This is a genomic window from Ruegeria sp. CDSA236 (genome assembly GCF_059611285.1).
The window spans coordinates 371,427-387,138 of the sequence record NZ_JBXWPG010000003.1 but is presented as its reverse complement, the minus strand read 5'-3'; the positions used below and the strand labels follow the sequence as shown (position 1 = coordinate 387,138).

28 protein-coding genes are annotated in these 15,712 nt (G+C 55.1%); 26 read left to right on the top strand and 2 right to left on the bottom strand.

Translation table 11 applies throughout. The annotated features are described in order from the left end of the window. The coding region (locus tag AC2FLB_RS07980; protein ID WP_496709001.1) for a hypothetical protein at positions 1–283 on the bottom strand (283 nt) is incomplete at its 3' end. A gap of 31 nt (positions 284–314) precedes the next feature. Continuing rightward, positions 315–656, bottom strand: coding sequence for a RidA family protein (locus AC2FLB_RS07975; RefSeq protein WP_142639802.1), 342 nt, complete (start codon positions 654–656; stop codon positions 315–317). A gap of 256 nt (positions 657–912) precedes the next feature. On the opposite strand from AC2FLB_RS07975, the gene AC2FLB_RS07970 reads away from it, so the two are divergent. The 26 genes from AC2FLB_RS07970 (at position 913) to rplR (ending at position 15,675) form a co-directional block, all read left to right on the top strand. After that, positions 913–1,665, top strand: coding sequence for an FkbM family methyltransferase (locus AC2FLB_RS07970; protein ID WP_271951961.1), 753 nt, complete (start codon positions 913–915; stop codon positions 1,663–1,665). A 280-nt stretch (positions 1,666–1,945) separates the two neighbouring features. Next, positions 1,946–2,140 (top strand): hypothetical protein, encoded by a 195-nt coding sequence (locus AC2FLB_RS07965; protein ID WP_282022291.1) that lies wholly within the window; start codon positions 1,946–1,948, stop codon positions 2,138–2,140. A gap of 276 nt (positions 2,141–2,416) precedes the next feature. Further along, positions 2,417–2,731 carry a 30S ribosomal protein S10 gene (gene rpsJ, locus AC2FLB_RS07960; protein ID WP_008756422.1) on the top strand — a complete coding sequence of 105 codons (315 nt, stop codon included), beginning with the start codon at positions 2,417–2,419 and terminating at the stop codon, positions 2,729–2,731. A gap of 18 nt (positions 2,732–2,749) precedes the next feature. Then, positions 2,750–3,475, top strand: coding sequence for a 50S ribosomal protein L3 (rplC, locus tag AC2FLB_RS07955; protein WP_142639796.1), 726 nt, complete (start codon positions 2,750–2,752; stop codon positions 3,473–3,475). Continuing rightward, the gene (gene rplD / locus AC2FLB_RS07950; RefSeq protein WP_050605826.1) at positions 3,472–4,089 is read left to right on the top strand and encodes a 50S ribosomal protein L4; all 618 of its coding nucleotides are present in this window, start codon (positions 3,472–3,474) and stop codon (positions 4,087–4,089) included. The genes rplC and rplD overlap by 4 nt, the downstream gene beginning before the upstream one ends. Then, positions 4,086–4,382, top strand: coding sequence for a 50S ribosomal protein L23 (locus tag AC2FLB_RS07945; protein WP_142639794.1), 297 nt, complete (start codon positions 4,086–4,088; stop codon positions 4,380–4,382). The genes rplD and AC2FLB_RS07945 overlap by 4 nt, the downstream gene beginning before the upstream one ends. Positions 4,383–4,552: 170 nt before the next feature. Beyond that, positions 4,553–5,587 (top strand): fatty acid desaturase, encoded by a 1,035-nt coding sequence (locus AC2FLB_RS07940; protein WP_496691897.1) that lies wholly within the window; start codon positions 4,553–4,555, stop codon positions 5,585–5,587. An 80-nt stretch (positions 5,588–5,667) separates the two neighbouring features. Further along, positions 5,668–5,844, top strand: a complete 177-nt coding sequence (locus AC2FLB_RS07935; protein ID WP_176797675.1) for a hypothetical protein — start codon at positions 5,668–5,670, stop codon at positions 5,842–5,844. Positions 5,845–6,108: 264 nt separating this feature from the next. Then, complete coding sequence (locus AC2FLB_RS07930) at positions 6,109–7,119, top strand: formylglycine-generating enzyme family protein (RefSeq protein WP_496709000.1); 1,011 nt, start codon at positions 6,109–6,111, stop codon at positions 7,117–7,119. 308 nt (positions 7,120–7,427) lie between these two features. After that, on the top strand, positions 7,428–8,270 hold the full coding sequence (rplB, locus tag AC2FLB_RS07925; protein ID WP_008757664.1) for a 50S ribosomal protein L2: 843 nt from the start codon (positions 7,428–7,430) through the stop codon (positions 8,268–8,270). Positions 8,271–8,273: 3 nt separating this feature from the next. Continuing rightward, on the top strand, positions 8,274–8,552 hold the full coding sequence (gene rpsS / locus AC2FLB_RS07920) for a 30S ribosomal protein S19 (RefSeq protein WP_005980699.1): 279 nt from the start codon (positions 8,274–8,276) through the stop codon (positions 8,550–8,552). Between the two features lie 3 nt (positions 8,553–8,555). Then, a complete protein-coding gene (gene rplV / locus AC2FLB_RS07915) occupies positions 8,556–8,936 on the top strand; it encodes a 50S ribosomal protein L22 (RefSeq protein ID WP_039538267.1) in 381 nt (126 codons plus the stop codon). After that, positions 8,936–9,646 carry a 30S ribosomal protein S3 gene (rpsC, locus tag AC2FLB_RS07910; RefSeq protein ID WP_037311761.1) on the top strand — a complete coding sequence of 237 codons (711 nt, stop codon included), beginning with the start codon at positions 8,936–8,938 and terminating at the stop codon, positions 9,644–9,646. Before rplV ends, rpsC begins: the two co-directional genes overlap by 1 nt. 12 nt (positions 9,647–9,658) lie before the next feature. Then, positions 9,659–10,072: a 50S ribosomal protein L16 gene (rplP, locus tag AC2FLB_RS07905; protein ID WP_085823145.1), complete on the top strand. Its 414-nt coding sequence runs from the start codon at positions 9,659–9,661 to the stop codon at positions 10,070–10,072. A gap of 143 nt (positions 10,073–10,215) precedes the next feature. Further along, entirely contained in the window at positions 10,216–10,836 is a 621-nt protein-coding gene (locus AC2FLB_RS07900) for a 2OG-Fe(II) oxygenase family protein (RefSeq protein ID WP_496708999.1), read from the top strand. Positions 10,837–11,039: 203 nt separating this feature from the next. Further along, entirely contained in the window at positions 11,040–11,246 is a 207-nt protein-coding gene (locus AC2FLB_RS07895; RefSeq protein WP_010437077.1) for a cold-shock protein, read from the top strand. A gap of 171 nt (positions 11,247–11,417) precedes the next feature. Further along, positions 11,418–12,029, top strand: a complete 612-nt coding sequence (locus tag AC2FLB_RS07890) for a hypothetical protein (RefSeq protein ID WP_142639789.1) — start codon at positions 11,418–11,420, stop codon at positions 12,027–12,029. Between the two features lie 244 nt (positions 12,030–12,273). Then, entirely contained in the window at positions 12,274–12,480 is a 207-nt protein-coding gene (rpmC, locus tag AC2FLB_RS07885) for a 50S ribosomal protein L29 (protein ID WP_074736205.1), read from the top strand. 4 nt (positions 12,481–12,484) lie between these two features. Next, positions 12,485–12,715, top strand: coding sequence for a 30S ribosomal protein S17 (gene rpsQ / locus AC2FLB_RS07880; RefSeq protein WP_037311742.1), 231 nt, complete (start codon positions 12,485–12,487; stop codon positions 12,713–12,715). 76 nt (positions 12,716–12,791) lie between these two features. Next, positions 12,792–13,160 (top strand): 50S ribosomal protein L14, encoded by a 369-nt coding sequence (rplN, locus tag AC2FLB_RS07875; RefSeq protein WP_005621870.1) that lies wholly within the window; start codon positions 12,792–12,794, stop codon positions 13,158–13,160. A gap of 2 nt (positions 13,161–13,162) precedes the next feature. After that, positions 13,163–13,474, top strand: a complete 312-nt coding sequence (gene rplX / locus AC2FLB_RS07870; protein WP_142639787.1) for a 50S ribosomal protein L24 — start codon at positions 13,163–13,165, stop codon at positions 13,472–13,474. Continuing rightward, positions 13,467–14,027, top strand: a complete 561-nt coding sequence (gene rplE, locus AC2FLB_RS07865; RefSeq protein ID WP_142639786.1) for a 50S ribosomal protein L5 — start codon at positions 13,467–13,469, stop codon at positions 14,025–14,027. The genes rplX and rplE overlap by 8 nt, the downstream gene beginning before the upstream one ends. 19 nt (positions 14,028–14,046) lie before the next feature. Next, entirely contained in the window at positions 14,047–14,352 is a 306-nt protein-coding gene (rpsN, locus tag AC2FLB_RS07860) for a 30S ribosomal protein S14 (protein WP_142639784.1), read from the top strand. Positions 14,353–14,365: 13 nt separating this feature from the next. Further along, positions 14,366–14,758 (top strand): 30S ribosomal protein S8, encoded by a 393-nt coding sequence (gene rpsH, locus AC2FLB_RS07855; protein ID WP_142639782.1) that lies wholly within the window; start codon positions 14,366–14,368, stop codon positions 14,756–14,758. A 12-nt stretch (positions 14,759–14,770) separates the two neighbouring features. After that, a complete protein-coding gene (rplF, locus tag AC2FLB_RS07850) occupies positions 14,771–15,304 on the top strand; it encodes a 50S ribosomal protein L6 (RefSeq protein WP_058272374.1) in 534 nt (177 codons plus the stop codon). Between the two features lie 11 nt (positions 15,305–15,315). Beyond that, positions 15,316–15,675, top strand: a complete 360-nt coding sequence (rplR, locus tag AC2FLB_RS07845; protein ID WP_142639780.1) for a 50S ribosomal protein L18 — start codon at positions 15,316–15,318, stop codon at positions 15,673–15,675. Positions 15,676–15,712 lie beyond the last annotated feature (37 nt).

Below are 15,712 nucleotides of genomic sequence, written 5' to 3'. Positions count from 1 at the left end.
CGCCATCCGCGAAGGCGGCCGCACCGTCGGCGCCGGCGTTGTGTCGAAAATCGTCGAGTAATTCGCGCAAGCGAATGATCAAATGGAAAGGGCGCCCATCCGGCGCCCTTTCTCGTTTGATCTCGACAAGCCCGCGACGCACCCATGTCGTACACCAATGAGTGTTGAGTGATCGGAGGCGGTGATGAGATCGTTCGTCGAATATTCTCAGACCTAACCGTCGAAACAAAAAAAGCCCGCCCCAAACGGGGCGGGCTTTTTCTGTTTGAATTTGGTAGTTCAAGACGGGGGAATTCCTAAAGAAGCAGCATGCTTCAGTCGTATGCGGCGTCCACTATGAATTCCACCTTCAGTTCGGGCCGCGCTAGTTTTGCTTCGCCACACGCCCTCGCAGGTGCGTATCCTGCAGGAACCCAAGCATTCCAGACCTCGTTCAAACCAGCAAAGTCCTTCATATCGGCCAGCCAGATGGTCACACGCAGCATCTTTTCCCGTGATGAACCTGCGCGCTCTAGCAGGTCGTCAATTTTCCCAAGGCAAATACGCACCTGTTCCTGAATGGTATCACCTTCGGCGACTTGCCCGGTCAAATAGGCCACACCATTATGTTTAACGATTTTGGACGATCTCTCGCCGGTTTCGATGCGTTCTATCATTGGAGTGATCTCGCTGTTTCCTGTTTGATGCACGCGTTCATGGTCATAAGATGCCCCGCATGGCAAACGGAAACCGCTTGAGTAACTTTCAGAAAAGTTGAACTGGTCGGGGACGGCCCGGGTCGATAGCATTTCGCCACGCCTAGGCTAGCTTGCCAGCGACACAGTATACCAGATTGCGCTTTTGCCGTTGAAGTGCTCTCTAGTTGGTTTCAGTGGATTGCATCGGGCGAAACCGCAAGAAGGATACTTCGACATGGACGAAACCGTAGAACGACTGTCCAAACGCCTGAAGCGGCGAGGATATCAGGTTTCGCCAATGAAGGAGACGGGTGCCTATATCGGTAATCTGGGTTTTGAGGTCGAGACAGTATTCGATGTCGGGGTGGCCTCGGGAACCGAGCATTTGTACGAAGCTTTCCCTGCAGCCAAGTTTGTGTTGGTTGAGCCCATTTCGGATTACGAAACCAAGGTACGGAAAAACTGGGGCGACAAGATCGATTTTGATTTCCATGCTTGCGGAGTTGGTGCCGAAAGCGGACAGACGACTCTTCGAATTCCAACAGTTGGCGATCGTTGGCTCGGCACACGGGCAACGATGCAGGAGTTTGACGAAGCGGCAATCCAGCACACCTCGCAAGTTGAAGAGCGACAAGTCCCGGTAAAAACACTGGATGAGATTGCGTCTTCCTACAAGGAACCTTTCGGATTGAAAATCGACACGGAAGGTTTTGAAATCGAGGTTATTAAAGGTGCATCGGAGATGCTGAAAAAATGCACCTTTGTATTGGCTGAAGTCTCTGTACGGCGCCGGTATCACGGCGGTTATAGGTTCAGCGATTTTGTCGCCGCGATGGCAGATCACGGGTTTGAGCTACACGAATTCGTCAGGCCACCGTCTGCAGAAGCGACCGATTGCGATGCCATTTTTGCCCCATTCGAAAGCTCAGTGTTCGACTATCAGGATACCAGACTGTCTCGTATGGCGGCACGGGTAGCCAAGACATAGTCTAAGGGCATCTTTCCGCATGCAACGCGAGTTGTGTTGCCCGCGAAGGCGTTGAGCCAATCGCGCTGGGAGACGCCCCGCTTTTCGCTATCCGTGAAAGTGGCCGCTCCTCAAAGGACGGCCTTTACAGAGGTTCGGATCGAGATGAGGTTACTCTGCGCCCACAAATCTGAAAGAGGTCGTGCAAGCCTCAAACAATTTGAAGTTAGAAACATGTATCGCCTCAGTTGCACTGATGACATATCGAACGTTACGAACAAGGGCAGAGTGAAGACACACGATGGAAGCAATATTCATCCTCTTGTTTTTGGCCTTTTTGCTCTGGGCGATCTGGCAACTGTTTGCGCTAGTGGGGGATATGGCAGAGCGGCGCGGACAAAATCGATTACTTTGGCAAGTGGCAGCACTGTTTATCAACCCGTTTGGGGCAATTATCTTGCTTTGGCTTTTTGTGTCTGTCCAAGAAAATCCCTAAGCATTCAGTACAGGAATCTGGTGGACCATTTTAGATTGAGTTGATCTTGTCACGACACCCAAATTCAGAAAATCTACGCATAGGGTATGAGCCAGGTGAGCGCATTCGACTTGTTTGAACTTCCCCCCTTGCCAAACCCCTCACACCCCTGTAGATCGCGCGAGTTCTCTATAAGAACATCAAGGCGGGGTGATTCCCGCCTTTTGGGTTCGATGAGGGTTGGCGATGCGCGCTTGTCCTCCTCTCAACCTCAACGCCTGATAAAAGGCTGTTATTATGCAAAGCCAAAATATCCGTATTCGGCTGAAGGCATTTGACTATCGCGTTCTGGATGCCAGCACGCAAGAGATCGTCAACACTGCTAAGCGGACCGGCGCGAATGTGCGCGGCCCGATCCCGCTGCCGAACAAGATCGAGAAGTTCACGGTTCTCCGTGGTCCTCACGTCGACAAGAAATCCCGCGACCAGTTCGAGATCCGTACGCACAAGCGTCTGCTCGACATCGTTGATCCGACCCCCCAGACCGTTGACGCGCTGATGAAGCTCGACCTCGCTGCTGGTGTGGACGTCGAGATCAAGCTGCAGTCGTAAGATCGGAGGGTATAGATTATGCGCTCTGGTATTATCGCAAAAAAAGTCGGCATGACCCGCCTGTTCATGGAAGACGGCAAGCAGATCCCTGTGACCGTTCTTCACCTGGACAACCTGCAGGTTGTTGCACAGCGCACGGACGAGAAGGACGGCTATACTGCTGTTCAGCTGGGTGCCGGTGCTGCCAAGGCAAAACGCACCTCGAAAGCCATGCGCGGTCACTATGCCGCTGCCAAGGTTGAACCCAAGCGTAAGCTGGTCGAGTTCCGCGTCTCTGAAGATGGCTTGATTGAAGTTGGCGCCGAGATTTCGGCAGAACATTTCCTGGAAGGTCAGAAAGTTGACGTTTCGGGTACTTCGATCGGTAAAGGCTTTGCCGGTGCAATGAAGCGCTGGAACTTCGGTGGTCTTCGCGCCTCGCACGGTGTTTCGATCAGCCACCGTTCGCACGGTTCAACTGGCCAGTGTCAGGATCCGGGCAAAGTTTTCAAAGGCAAAAAGATGGCCGGTCACATGGGTGCTGCCCGTGTAACCACCCAGAACCTGGAAGTCGTCAAAACCGACGCCGACCGTGGTCTGGTCTTCATCAAAGGCGCCGTTCCCGGACCGAAATCCGGTTGGGTTACCGTCAAGGACGCCGTCAAGAAGAAAGCACCGGAAGGCCTGCCTTTCCCGGCTGCTGTGAAATCGGCTGCAACCGAAGCACCTGCGGAAGAAGCTCCCGCGGAAGGTGGTGAAGCATGAAACTTGATGTAATCAAACTGGACGGCGGCAAAGCCGGCAACATCGAGCTGGATGCAGACCTGTTCGGCCTGGAGCCGCGCGCGGACATCCTGCACCGTGTGGTCCGTTGGCAGCGTAACAACGCGCAGGCTGGCACCCACAAGGTCAAGACCCGCTCGGAAGTGTCCTACTCAACCAAGAAGATCTATCGCCAAAAAGGCACCGGTGGCGCACGCCACGGCGCCCGTTCGGCACCGATCTTCCGGGGTGGTGGCGTTTACAAAGGTCCGGTCGTACGTTCGCATGGTCATGACCTGCCGAAAAAGTTCCGTAAACTTGGTCTGCGCCACGCGCTGTCTGCCAAAATGGCAGCTGGTGAGCTGGTTGTGATCGAGAACGCTGAAGCCGAAGGCAAGACCGCCGCTCTGGCCAAGCAGGTTGCAAACCTGGGTTGGAAACGCGCTCTGGTCATCGACGGGGCGACCGTGAACGAAGGGTTCCTGAAGGCGTCGCGCAACATCGAAGGTCTGGATATCCTGCCGTCGATGGGTGCAAACGTTTATGACATCCTCAAGCGTGACACTCTGGTGCTCACCAAAGCGGCTGTCGAAGCACTGGAGGCTCGACTGAAATGAGCGCGAAGGCAGAACACTACGACGTGATCCGCAAGCCGATCATCACCGAAAAGTCGACCATGGCGTCCGAAAACGGCGCGGTTGTCTTTGAGGTTGCGATTGACAGCAACAAGCCACAGATCAAAGAGGCCGTTGAGGCACTGTTTGGTGTGAAGGTCAAAGCGGTGAACACCTCTGTGACCAAAGGCAAGGTCAAGCGGTTCCGCGGCCAGTTGGGCAAGCGGAAAGACGTCAAAAAAGCATATGTGACCCTTGAAGAGGGTAACACCATCGACATTTCCACCGGTCTTTGATCGGGCCTGTCTTTGGACAAACCATTAAGACCCCCGCGAAAGCGGGGGTTTTTCTTTAGGTAGTGACACCAAAAGTTGAGCGCCATTCCCAGCGTCTCGAACAGAAAATGATTGCTATGCCGGTGGGGTCGTCTATCCGGTATGGAACAAACAAACGATATGGCAGGCGCATGACCCAATCCACTCTCTCGACCCGGGACAACCCGGATGTGACTGTCGCGCGGGACTGGGTGTCGACGCTGGCCAAATATCGTGAGCCAAGCCAACCGCGTAGCTGGTTCGAGCTGGGGGTTACCTGTGTTCCCTTCATAGCGCTTTGGGCCTTGGCCTGGATGTCTTTGTCGGTGAGCTATTGGCTGGCGCTTGCGATCTCGGTTCTGAACGCGGCCTTTCTGCTGCGCCTGTTTGCCATTCAGCACGATTGCGGTCACGGGGCATTTTTTACGAACCGGACGGTCAGTGACTGGGTCGGTCGGGGGCTCGGGGTGCTGACGTTGACGCCTTACGATGTTTGGCGGCGCACACATTCCTCGCATCACAACTCATCTGGCAATCTGGATAAGCGCGGGATGGGGGACATCCATACGCTGACGGTGGCCGAATACCGGGCGCTGACGCCCTTGAACCGGTTATTTTACCGGCTCTATCGCCACCCGATCACCCTGTTTGGCTTTGGGCCCGGCTATCTGTTCCTGTTTCAAAACCGCCTCCCGCTTGGTTTGACTGGTATTCCGAAATTCTGGGTCAGCGCGATGGCGACGAACCTGGCCATTCTGGCCGCACTGGGGGCCATCTACTATTTTGGTGGCCTGATGCCGGTGCTGCTGATTTTCCTGCCCTCGACCCTTATCGCCGCGACCGCTGGCGTCTGGTTGTTCTATGTCCAACACCAATTCGAAGAGACGCAATGGGACCCGGATCAGGACTGGCAACTGCACGAGGCCGCCCTGCACGGAAGTTCGCATTACATCCTGCCATCCGTATTGCAGTGGTTCACGGCCAATATCGGCATCCACCACGTACACCATCTGTACAGCCGCATCCCGTTCTATCGCCTGACCGAGGTGCTGCGGGATCATGACGAGTTGGCCAACAGCAACCGGATGACCATTCGCGAGAGTCTTGCCAACGCGCGGCTGCACCTGTGGGATGAGAAAAACCGCCGCCTGTTGTCCTTTGCCGAAGCGCGCGCGCTGTATGGGTGACGGGCTTGTTCAGAGGGTGTGAACGATAGCCGGAAATCCGGTCGTTGCCCCCGGCGTGTGATGCGGATACGGTCGCTCTTATGAAACATGTCCCCAAAGAAACAACAGATGAGGCCCTTATTCAGGAGTTCCTGGATAAAGGAGGCAAAGTCAGCATCGGCAAAACCAAACCCGCGCCCGCTGAGCTGGGTTTGAGCAAGAATGTCTGGAACGCCAAGCTGACCAAAGAAGAGAAGGCCGCGCGCGACAAGAAGTGATCTTGCGAGGCCGGTTGTGTGGGCGGAAAGACGTTAAGAAAGCATAAGTGACCCTAGAAGAGGGTAACGCCATCGACGTGTCCAGTGGTCTCGTATCGAACCGTCATTGAAAAGAGAAAAAGGCTCCAGTGAAAGCGGATTATTGGGGAGGGGATACGGTCCAATCTCGGCTTATTCGGGTGCAACGGCTATTCGATCAAACCATAAGGCCGCTTAAACTCTCGAGCTGAGCGTCCTTAGAAGAATTGATAGGGGTTGGGCAGTATGTGCCTCTTCAGACTTTTCCTTTTGCAGGTGGGTTTCATCGCGCTCTTTCATGTTTCGCCGACTTTCGCGGATGAGAGCTATTTCATCTCCAAAAGCCAAGTGGTTTCAGATTTTGATGCGTTTCAGGAGTGCGAAGCATGTCCATCAATGGTTGTTTTGCCTAAGGGGTATTTTTCGTTCGGATCAACTGAAAAAGAGGCGAGGGAAGCGCATCGTCGTTTCAAGATTGGTCTAAACATTGATCCCGATGAAGTCCCAGACCCCTATGACACATTCGTCAGCGAGACCCCAAAACACGACGTTACAATTGATGTTCCGATTGCAATGGGTCTTACCGAAGTTACTCGAGAGGAGTGGTCCGCTTGCGTCGCCGAGAGAAGGTGCGTAGATGAGGCCGACGCACGTATACGCTTTCGACTTAGAAACGGCCCCTACCAAGACCATCCACGCAGCCCGATCACCGCTGTCACCTACACCGAAATGCAAGACTACTTAGCATGGCTAAATGACAAGGTAGGTGCCAAGGTCTACCGACTCCCTACCGAAGTAGAATGGGAATACGCTGCCCGGGCAGGAGCAAAAACAATCTTTGCACAAGGTGATTCACTGACACGGGAACAAGCCAACTTTTCTGTCTATTGGCGAGAAATCGAAGATGGCAGGAAGGTGTGGAGAAGAGACCCCGGGAACGAAAAACGGCCTGTTGCAGTGGATGAGTTGGATGCTGCAAATTCTTGGGGGCTGCGTCATATGTCTGGAAACGTATCTGAAACGACAAGATCGTGTTGGAGCGAAGGGCATCTCGTTTTTGCCACTTCGGGTCGATACCTCGCTGCTTCGATTCGACCGCTTGGCTGTAAGCGCGTTGGTAAGGGGGGCTCGTACGGAGGATCTGTAGAATTGGCTCGCCCAGCTCGGCGTGTAGGCCAACCAGAAGACTATTGGGGACCGTGGGTCGGATTCCGCATTGTGCGAGAGTTGAAAGCGCAGGGTCACCAGGAGAATTGAGTTGGAGTTGGGTAAAGCAGTTATTTTGGCATTATCCGAAAGTATCCCACCCAAAACTTGTAGTGGAGTGTTTTAATGCTTCGCACACCCCAACAAGCGAACCTTGGTGGGACGCGAAAATCCAGCGCCCCCCACTAGACACCCACCCCCAACACGGCTATATGCACCCAATCTTGCGGCCTCGGATTCGTTCCGGGGCTTCTGATATTTGTAACCGGGGACCTTCGGGGCCCTATACCCTTGGCACCTACGGGGGCCTATCACATAGCGGGGAAATCCCTGCACTTGCTAAACGGAAGACAGAAAGCATGGCACTCAAGTCGTACAAGCCGACGACGCCGGGCCAGCGCGGGCTGGTGCTGATCGACCGTTCGGAGCTTTGGAAAGGACGTCCGGTCAAGTCTCTCACTGAGGGTTTGACCAAATCGGGCGGCCGGAACAACACCGGACGGATCACTTCACGCCGCCGCGGCGGTGGCGCAAAGCGTCTCTACCGGATCGTTGACTTCAAACGGAATAAATTTGATGTCGCGGCAACCGTCGAGCGGATCGAATATGACCCGAACCGGACCGCGTTTATCGCACTGGTAAAATACGAAGACGGCGAGCAGGCATATATCCTGGCTCCGCAGCGTCTGGCTGTTGGTGACAAGGTTGTGGCTTCGGCCAAGGCCGACATCAAGCCGGGCAACGCAATGCCGTTCTCGGGTATGCCTATTGGTACCATCGTCCACAACATCGAGATGAAGCCTGGTAAAGGCGGTCAGATCGCACGTGCGGCCGGTACTTACGCGCAATTCGTAGGCCGCGATGGCGGTTATGCTCAGATCCGTCTGAGCTCGGGCGAGCTGCGCATGGTCCGTCAGGAATGCATGGCCACCGTTGGTGCCGTGTCCAACCCCGACAACAGCAACCAGAACCTCGGTAAAGCCGGTCGTATGCGCCACAAAGGCGTGCGTCCGTCGGTTCGTGGTGTCGCAATGAACCCGATCGATCACCCGCACGGTGGTGGTGAAGGTCGTACCTCGGGTGGCCGTACACCGGTTACGCCTTGGGGTAAGGACACCAAGGGTAAGCGTACTCGCAACAAAAACAAAGCGTCCCAGAAGCTGATCATCCGCTCGCGGCACGCCAAGAAGAAGGGACGTTAATCCATGTCTCGCTCTGTTTGGAAGGGTCCTTTCGTCGATGCTTACGTGCTGAAAAAAGCCGAAGCAGCGCGCGAGTCGGGCCGCAACGAAGTTATCAAAATCTGGTCGCGTCGTTCCACCATTCTGCCCCAGTTCGTGGGTCTGACCTTTGGTGTGTACAACGGCCAGAAGCATATCCCCGTCAACGTCTCGGAAGACATGATCGGTCAGAAGTTCGGTGAGTATTCGCCAACTCGTACCTATTACGGTCACGCCGCTGACAAAAAAGCGAAACGGAAGTAAGTCATGGGCAAGGAAAAGAACCCCCGCCGCGTGGCTGAAAACGAAGCAATGGCAAAAACGCGCATGCTCCGTACCAGCCCGCAGAAACTGAACCTGGTTGCGCAGATGATCCGCGGCAAGAAAGTTGAGAAGGCTCTGACCGACCTGACTTTCTCGAACAAGCGTGTCGCGCAGGACGTCAAAAAGTGCCTGCAGTCCGCAATCGCCAACGCTGAGAACAACCACAACCTGGACGTCGACGAGCTGATCGTTGCCGAAGCATGGGTTGGTAAGAACCTGGTCATGAAACGCGGTCGCCCCCGGGCCCGTGGCCGTTTCGGCAAGATCATGAAGCCGTTCTCGGAGATCACCATCAAGGTGCGTCAAGTTGAGGAGCAAGCCTAATGGGTCATAAAGTAAATCCGATCGGCATGCGCCTTCAGGTGAACCGCACCTGGGACAGCCGCTGGTACGCCGACACCAAGGACTACGGTGATCTTCTGCTGGAAGATCTGAAGATCCGTGAGTTCATCAACAAAGAGTGCAAGCAAGCCGGCATCGCTCGTGTGATCATCGAACGTCCGCACAAGAAGTGCCGCGTTACGATCCACACTGCACGTCCGGGTGTCATCATCGGCAAGAAAGGCGCGGACATTGAAGTTCTGCGCAAGAAAATCGCCCTGATGACAGACAGCGAATTGCACCTGAACATCGTCGAAGTGCGCAAGCCCGAGCTTGACGCGCAGCTGGTTGCCGAGTCTATCGCTCAGCAGCTGGAGCGCCGGGTTTCGTTCCGTCGCGCGATGAAGCGGTCTGTTCAGAACGCCATGCGTATGGGCTCTCTGGGTATCCGGGTGAACGTCGCTGGCCGTCTGGGTGGCGCAGAAATCGCACGGACCGAGTGGTACCGCGAAGGCCGTGTGCCTCTGCACACGCTGCGCGCCGACATCGATTACGCACAAGCCGAAGCGATGACTCCTTATGGGATCATCGGGATCAAGGTCTGGATCTTCAAAGGTGAGATCATGGAGCACGATCCGCAGGCACGTGACCGTAAAGCACAGGAACTCCAGGACGGCCCTGCACCTCGTGGTGCTGGTGGCGGTCGTCGCTAAGGAGGGAAAGATATGCTTCAACCAAAGCGTACTAAATTCCGCAAGATGCACAAAGGCCGGATCAAGGGTGAAGCCAAGGGCGGCTCTGATCTGAACTTTGGCACCTATGGACTGAAAGCTCTTGAGCCTGAGCGTGTAACTGCACGCCAGATCGAAGCTGCACGTCGTGCCATGACGCGTCACATGAAGCGTCAGGGCCGTGTCTGGATCCGCATCTTCCCCGACACTCCGGTTACGGCTAAGCCGATCGAAGTTCGTATGGGTAAAGGTAAAGGTTCGGTCGACCGCTGGGCATGCAAAGTCAAGCCTGGCCGCGTGATGTTCGAAATCGACGGCGTCAATGACGACATCGCCCGCGAGGCCCTGCGCCTGGCTGCGATGAAGCTGCCGATCAAGACTCGCGTCGTGGTTCGCGAAGACTGGTAAGCGACCCGGGGGCGACCCCGCTCGCGACAAGATTGACCCCCGTCGGGAATCCGGCGGGGGTTTTTGGTTTGATGGCGCTGCCCCCGCGACAGCCTCGCAAAACACCCATCGCCTTCATCGAGAGGCTGGTTTAAGACAGGCCCATGGCACAGATTGAATCACTTTTTGTCACCCGTCTCTATCGCGCAGCTTTGTCCGAGTTTGATCCCAAGATCGACCCGGAGGAGCTGGAAAGCTCCTGTCTTGTCATCGCCGAGGATGATGAGGCCGGGCAGGAATGGTGCGAAGAAAACGGCTATCCCGGTTATACCAGCTATGCCTCGCTGACGGATCTGCCCTGGCGGTTTCCGATCTTTGCCGATCTGGTTAAGGTGCTGGACCAGCACGTTGCAGCTTTTGCTAAGGATCTGGAGTTTGATCTGGGTGAGGGTGAACTAAAGCTTGAAGACCTTTGGATCAACATTTTGCCCGAGGGCGGAATGCACTCCAGCCACCTGCACCCACACAGCGTGATCTCGGGCACGACTTATGTTTCGATGCCCGAAGGCGCTAGCGCGCTGAAGCTTGAAGACCCGCGCTCGGGCCGCATGATGGCAGCGCCCACGCGTATGAAAGGGGGGCGTCGGGACCTGCAGCCATTCATCTATGTGAAGCCTCAGGTTGGCGATGTCTTTCTATGGGAGAGCTGGTTGCGCCACGAGGTGCCGATGAACATGGCCGAGGATGAGCGGATTTCCGTCAGCTTTAACTATAAATGGGACTAGCACGGTCGTTTAAGGGACTCTGATTCAAAGGAATGTGTGAAAAGTTCTTGCATTGTGTCGTCAGATAAACGATGTGGGGGGCGCTTACGTTTTTCTTTTTCGACCACTGTCTCCCGAATATCGGCGTTCAGTCTTTCGATCCAGACCGACAACGCCGCGCTGTCGCAATTCCGCGGACAGCAATTTACTAGGAGACTACGGATATGGCCAACGGCACCGTAAAATGGTTCAACACAACTAAAGGTTTTGGCTTCATCGCACCGGAGACCGGTGGCAAAGACGTGTTTGTACACATCTCTGCTGTCGAGCGCTCGGGTCTGACCGGCCTGGCCGACGACCAGAAAGTAACGTTCGACATCGAACCCGGCCGTGACGGTCGTGAGTCGGCTGTGAACATCGCTCTGGCGTAAGTCACTCAGACTTAGACAGTTGAAGACGCGGTCTCGTGCAAACGAGGCCGCGTTTTGCGTTTGTGAGTGGGATGTCTACATGCTGTAATGGCTGGTGCATTCAACGCACCTGTCAACGAGGCCTAGGGTGGCGGGATTAATGCCAGCTTTTCTATTTTGTGGGGGTAAACCATGGGCGCGCCAAAACCAGCAAAGGTTGTACTAGCGGTTTCACTTTTTTTGGCGTTGGCCGTCGCACCTGCACTTGCGACGTGCCCAACCCGTGTAGATGTCGGTAAAGGCGTCTGGTTGGACTATGGCGGAACATGGCTTTTACGAGTTCAAACCGTTGTTGAGACGGGGTTTGTCGTTGAGTTAAGAACCGAAGACTCTAGGCGCATAGGTTTCGCTAGCCACTACGCGCATCCTTTGCTGTTCGGCGAGACCTTTATGAAGTTCACCGCCTCAAAGCGTTCATACGAGCAATCAGTTAGTTCCTTAGATGACCTAGAGCAGCAAAAAGAGTGGCAGTCAGGCTTCACGATACAAGATGGCGATAAAGAAGCCTTACTCGGCACTGTAACGGTTGAGTTCCAGAAAAATCGAATTGAACGGGTTGGAACGTGTAAATACAAAGTTTGGGAAGTTCTGGTGCGTGAGCATGTATCAGGGGATGACGAACGAACGGTAAAGGTGTTGTATTCTCCAGAGCTAAAGATAGTTTTGAAGCAGGCGCATATGCTGCCGAACTCTGGATTGGTTTGGGGAAGAGGTTTCGATGGAATTCGCTCCAAGAGCGAATAGGCTTCCAAATTCGGTTCAAACATCTCGTGCCCGTCGCTGGTTGCTCAAGTGAGCAGAGCGCTAAAAACGGCCTCTCGATCAATCCTCCATACTTTCCCTTGCCACCCACCCCAGAACCCCCTATAGAGCGGCATCTTGCGTTCCCCCGGCCGAGTCGGGGGATTCGTATGTCTATCATTCATCCACCAGGTCAAAGGTGACCCTGCATAGGGGCCTTCTGGTGTTTTGAGCAAAGGAAAAGGCGATGAACGCCCAAGAACTGCGTGACAAGACCCCTGACCAGCTCCGCGAGGAACTGGCCAACCTGAAGAAAGAAAGCTTTAACCTGCGCTTTCAACAGGCAACCGGTCAGATGGAAAGCACCGCTGGCATCAAAGCGGCCCGCCGCAACGCCGCCCGCGTTAAAACCATCCTGAACGAAAAGGCCGCTGCTGCGGCATCGGAGGAGTAATCCTATGCCTAAGCGTATCCTTTCCGGCACCGTAACGAGCGATGCCAACGCACAGACTGTAACCGTATCCGTCGAGCGCCGCTTTACGCATCCGGTTCTGAAGAAAACCATCCGTAAGTCCAAGAAATACCGGGCTCACGATGAAAAGAACGCCTTCAAGGTCGGCGATACAGTTCGCATCATCGAATGCGCGCCGAAATCGAAGACGAAACGTTGGGAAGTTCTGGAAGCGTAAGCCTCCGGGATTTTCCCATTTGTCGAAACCCTGGGGGATCTAACAAGACCAGCCCCCACAGGTCGGGAGAAACCACATGATCCAGATGCAGACCAATCTGGATGTCGCTGACAACTCCGGCGCACGCCGAGTTCAGTGCATCAAGGTCCTGGGTGGTTCCAAGCGTAAATACGCCTCTGTAGGCGACATCATTGTCGTCTCGGTGAAGGAAGCCATCCCACGCGGCCGCGTAAAGAAAGGTGACGTCCGTAAGGCCGTCGTCGTACGCACCGCCAAAGAAGTCCGTCGCGAAGACGGCACCGCGATCCGTTTCGATCGCAACGCCGCCGTCATTCTGAACAACAACAACGAGCCCGTAGGTACCCGTATCTTTGGCCCTGTTGTTCGTGAACTGCGCGCGAAAAACTTCATGAAAATCATCTCGCTTGCTCCGGAGGTGCTGTAATCATGGCTGCTAAACTCCGCAAAGGCGACAAGGTCGTCGTGCTGGCTGGCAAGGACAAGGGCAAAGAGGGAACTATCACCTCGGTCGACCCGAAAGCCGGTAAAGCCGTTGTTGATGGCGTGAACATCGCCATTCGCCACACCCGCCAGTCACAGACCTCGCAAGGTGGTCGCCTGCCTCAGGCAAACCCGATTGAGCTGTCGAACCTGGCTCTGCTGGACAAAAACGGTAAAGCAACCCGCGTTGGCTTCCGCATGGAAGGTGACAAGAAGGTTCGTTTTGCCAAGACCACGGGGGACGTGATCGATGCTTGATACCGCAACCTACACCCCGCGTCTGAAAGCTCAGTACGCTGAAACCATCCGTGCCGCTCTGAAAGAAGAGTTCGGTTACAAGAGCGATATGCAGCTGCCCAAGCTGGAAAAGATCGTTCTGAACATCGGTTGTGGTGCAGAGGCCGTCAGAGACTCGAAGAAGGCGAAAGCCGCTGTTGAAGATCTGACCGCGATTGCAGGCCAAAAGGCTGTTGCAACACTGGCGAAGAAGTCGATCGCGGGTTTCCGCGTCCGTGAAGACATGCCGCTGGGTGCGAAAGTTACCCTGCGCGGTGACCGGATGTATGAATTCCTGGATCGTCTGATCACCATCGCGCTGCCGCGCGTTCGTGACTTCCGCGGTGTTAAGCCTTCTTTCGATGGTCGTGGCAACTTTGCCATGGGCATGAAAGAGCACATCGTGTTCCCGGAAATCGACTTCGACAAGGTCGACGAGGTCTGGGGCCTGGATATCGTAATTGCCACCACAGCGAAAACCGACGCTGAAGCGAAAAGCCTGTTGAAAGCGTTCAACATGCCGTTCAACGCTTAAGCGCCGGGAGGATTGAGACATGGCTAAAAAAGCAATGATCGAACGCGAGAAGAAGCGCGAACGCCTGGTGGCCAAATATGCCGCAAAGCGTGCCGAGCTGAAAGAAATCGCGAATGACGAGAGCAAGCCGATGGAAGAGCGTTTCAAAGCGCGTCTGAAACTGGCGAAACTGCCGCGCAACAGCTCGGCAACTCGTCTTCACAACCGCTGTCAGCTGACAGGTCGTCCTCATGCTTACTATCGTAAGCTGAAGGTCAGCCGTATCATGCTGCGCGAGCTGGGTTCTGCAGGTCAGATCCCCGGCATGGTGAAATCGAGCTGGTAAGGGAGACATAGATATGAACGATCCTATCGGCGATATGCTCACCCGTATCCGCAACGCGCAAATGCGCGGCAAGTCCACTGTAAACACTCCGGCGTCGAAACTGCGCGCCTGGGTTCTGGACGTGCTGGCGGACGAAGGTTACATCCGTGGCTACGAAAAGATGACCGGTGAAAACGGTCATCCGGCCATCGAAATCAGCCTGAAATACTACGAAGGCACCCCTGTCATTCGCGAGTTGAAGCGGGTCTCCAAGCCCGGTCGTCGCGTATACATGGGCGTCAATGACATCCCGCAGGTCCGTCAGGGTCTGGGTGTGTCGATTGTCAGCACTCCGAAAGGTGTGATGTCGGACCAGAATGCACGCTCCAACAATGTTGGCGGCGAAGTGCTCTGCACCGTCTTCTAAGGAGGTCTGTCAATGTCTCGTATTGGTAAACGTCCGGTCGAACTGCCCAGCGGTGTAACCGCCTCGGTTTCCGGCCAGACCATCGAAGTCAAAGGCCCGAAAGGTGCCCGTAGCTTCACTGCGACTGATGACGTTACGCTGTCGGTCGAAGACAATGTGGTTCAAATCAACCCGCGTGGCATGTCCAAACGTGCCCGCCAGCAATGGGGCATGAGCCGCACCATGGTTGCCAATCTGGTAACCGGTGTGACCGAAGGCTTCAAAAAAGAGCTGGAGATCCAGGGTGTTGGTTACCGGGCTCAGATGCAGGGGAACACCCTGAAGCTGAACCTGGGCTACAGCCACGACGTTGATTTCGTTGCTCCGGAAGGTGTCACCATCACCGCACCGAAGCAGACCGTGATCATTGTGGAAGGTAACGACCAGCAGCAGGTGGGCGAAGTCGCGGCGAAAATCCGCGAATGGCGCCGTCCCGAGCCGTATAAAGGCAAGGGTATCCGCTATAAGGGCGAATTCATCTTCCGCAAAGAAGGCAAGAAGAAGTAAGGACGCAAACAATGGCAAACAGCAAAAGAACCCTGTTTCTGAAGCGCCGCCTGCGCGTTCGGAACAAACTTCGCAAGGTCAATGCAGGTCGTGTACGCCTGTCGGTTCACCGTTCGAACAAGAACATCAGCGCTCAGCTGATCGACGACGTTCGTGGTGTGACCCTGGCCTCGGCCTCGACCCTGGAAAAAGATCTGGGTGTAGTTGGCACAAACAACGTCGAAGCGGCTACGAAAGTGGGCGCAGCCATCGCCGAGCGTGCCAAGAAGGCAGGCGTCGAAGAGGCTTATTTCGATCGTGGCGGCTTCCTGTTCCACGGCAAAGTGAAGGCTGTCGCCGACGCTGCGCGTGAAGGTGGTCTGAAGATCTAAGACTTGCGGGCAGCGCCTCAGCTGCCCCGATGATCCG

Excerpts from the sequence above, each read along its gene's own strand:
- AC2FLB_RS07975 (WP_142639802.1), bottom strand. The coding sequence starts at position 656 with ATGATAGAACGCATCGAAACCGGCGAGAGATCGTCCAAAATCGTTAAA.
- AC2FLB_RS07970 (WP_271951961.1), top strand. The coding sequence starts at position 913 with ATGGACGAAACCGTAGAACGACTGTCCAAACGCCTGAAGCGGCGAGGA.
- AC2FLB_RS07965 (WP_282022291.1), top strand. The coding sequence starts at position 1,946 with ATGGAAGCAATATTCATCCTCTTGTTTTTGGCCTTTTTGCTCTGGGCG.
- rpsJ (WP_008756422.1), top strand. The coding sequence starts at position 2,417 with ATGCAAAGCCAAAATATCCGTATTCGGCTGAAGGCATTTGACTATCGC.
- rplC (WP_142639796.1), top strand. The coding sequence starts at position 2,750 with ATGCGCTCTGGTATTATCGCAAAAAAAGTCGGCATGACCCGCCTGTTC.
- rplD (WP_050605826.1), top strand. The coding sequence starts at position 3,472 with ATGAAACTTGATGTAATCAAACTGGACGGCGGCAAAGCCGGCAACATC.
- AC2FLB_RS07945 (WP_142639794.1), top strand. The coding sequence starts at position 4,086 with ATGAGCGCGAAGGCAGAACACTACGACGTGATCCGCAAGCCGATCATC.
- AC2FLB_RS07940 (WP_496691897.1), top strand. The coding sequence starts at position 4,553 with ATGACCCAATCCACTCTCTCGACCCGGGACAACCCGGATGTGACTGTC.
- AC2FLB_RS07935 (WP_176797675.1), top strand. The coding sequence starts at position 5,668 with ATGAAACATGTCCCCAAAGAAACAACAGATGAGGCCCTTATTCAGGAG.
- AC2FLB_RS07930 (WP_496709000.1), top strand. The coding sequence starts at position 6,109 with ATGTGCCTCTTCAGACTTTTCCTTTTGCAGGTGGGTTTCATCGCGCTC.
- rplB (WP_008757664.1), top strand. The coding sequence starts at position 7,428 with ATGGCACTCAAGTCGTACAAGCCGACGACGCCGGGCCAGCGCGGGCTG.
- rpsS (WP_005980699.1), top strand. The coding sequence starts at position 8,274 with ATGTCTCGCTCTGTTTGGAAGGGTCCTTTCGTCGATGCTTACGTGCTG.
- rplV (WP_039538267.1), top strand. The coding sequence starts at position 8,556 with ATGGGCAAGGAAAAGAACCCCCGCCGCGTGGCTGAAAACGAAGCAATG.
- rpsC (WP_037311761.1), top strand. The coding sequence starts at position 8,936 with ATGGGTCATAAAGTAAATCCGATCGGCATGCGCCTTCAGGTGAACCGC.
- rplP (WP_085823145.1), top strand. The coding sequence starts at position 9,659 with ATGCTTCAACCAAAGCGTACTAAATTCCGCAAGATGCACAAAGGCCGG.
- AC2FLB_RS07900 (WP_496708999.1), top strand. The coding sequence starts at position 10,216 with ATGGCACAGATTGAATCACTTTTTGTCACCCGTCTCTATCGCGCAGCT.
- AC2FLB_RS07895 (WP_010437077.1), top strand. The coding sequence starts at position 11,040 with ATGGCCAACGGCACCGTAAAATGGTTCAACACAACTAAAGGTTTTGGC.
- AC2FLB_RS07890 (WP_142639789.1), top strand. The coding sequence starts at position 11,418 with ATGGGCGCGCCAAAACCAGCAAAGGTTGTACTAGCGGTTTCACTTTTT.
- rpmC (WP_074736205.1), top strand. The coding sequence starts at position 12,274 with ATGAACGCCCAAGAACTGCGTGACAAGACCCCTGACCAGCTCCGCGAG.
- rpsQ (WP_037311742.1), top strand. The coding sequence starts at position 12,485 with ATGCCTAAGCGTATCCTTTCCGGCACCGTAACGAGCGATGCCAACGCA.
- rplN (WP_005621870.1), top strand. The coding sequence starts at position 12,792 with ATGATCCAGATGCAGACCAATCTGGATGTCGCTGACAACTCCGGCGCA.
- rplX (WP_142639787.1), top strand. The coding sequence starts at position 13,163 with ATGGCTGCTAAACTCCGCAAAGGCGACAAGGTCGTCGTGCTGGCTGGC.
- rplE (WP_142639786.1), top strand. The coding sequence starts at position 13,467 with ATGCTTGATACCGCAACCTACACCCCGCGTCTGAAAGCTCAGTACGCT.
- rpsN (WP_142639784.1), top strand. The coding sequence starts at position 14,047 with ATGGCTAAAAAAGCAATGATCGAACGCGAGAAGAAGCGCGAACGCCTG.
- rpsH (WP_142639782.1), top strand. The coding sequence starts at position 14,366 with ATGAACGATCCTATCGGCGATATGCTCACCCGTATCCGCAACGCGCAA.
- rplF (WP_058272374.1), top strand. The coding sequence starts at position 14,771 with ATGTCTCGTATTGGTAAACGTCCGGTCGAACTGCCCAGCGGTGTAACC.
- rplR (WP_142639780.1), top strand. The coding sequence starts at position 15,316 with ATGGCAAACAGCAAAAGAACCCTGTTTCTGAAGCGCCGCCTGCGCGTT.